Source organism: Protofrankia sp. CiT1 (assembly GCF_917627335.1).
Taxonomy (GTDB): Bacteria; Actinomycetota; Actinomycetes; order Frankiales; family Frankiaceae; genus Protofrankia.
On record NZ_CAKJTP010000270.1, the window covers coordinates 2800 to 3317 of the forward strand.

Genomic DNA, 518 nt, shown 5'->3' on the forward strand with positions numbered 1-518 from the left:
GGTCAGCCGCGGGCTGTCAATGAGCACGGCATCCTCCGAGAGGAATGATGGTAGGGCGCGCGGATGCCGTCCGGAGCGCCGGCAGGGTCTGGCCAGACCCGCTCCCGCCAGCGTCCCCGGGCCTTCTCGTCCACGGTCACATCCCAGGCCAGGATTCGGCCGTGGCCGTGACGGGTGTGCCTGCCCAGATGCGTGACCCGGTCCAGCAGGTCGCAGACCATGCCCGGGTCGCCGAGCGCCCACCAGATGACCTCGGGCGTGATGACGGCCGGTACTAGGCCGTCGCGGGCCTTCAGCGGTCCAGTGGCTACGTGGTGTTTCCGGTCGGGCGCGTACCGGGACATCGGCCCGGCTGCCGGTTTCCGCCGAACTTCCACCCGGGCCTGCGCGGCCGGGGTGTACCGGGCTGCCGAGCAGGCCCAGCCCCACGCATCACCCGCACGGTTGACGGCCAGTGGATGCACTGGTCCGGGGGCCGCGCGCGTCCAGGTCGCTAGCGGCAACACAAAGTCGACCGC

Annotated in this window: 1 protein-coding gene; it reads right to left on the bottom strand. The window is 71.6% G+C overall.

Going from position 1 to position 518, the window contains the following annotated elements:
• Window positions 1-2: 2 nt before the first annotated feature.
• Window positions 3-518: hypothetical protein (locus MJ785_RS21325; protein ID WP_239382619.1), on the bottom strand; the 516-nt coding region annotated here is incomplete at its 5' end.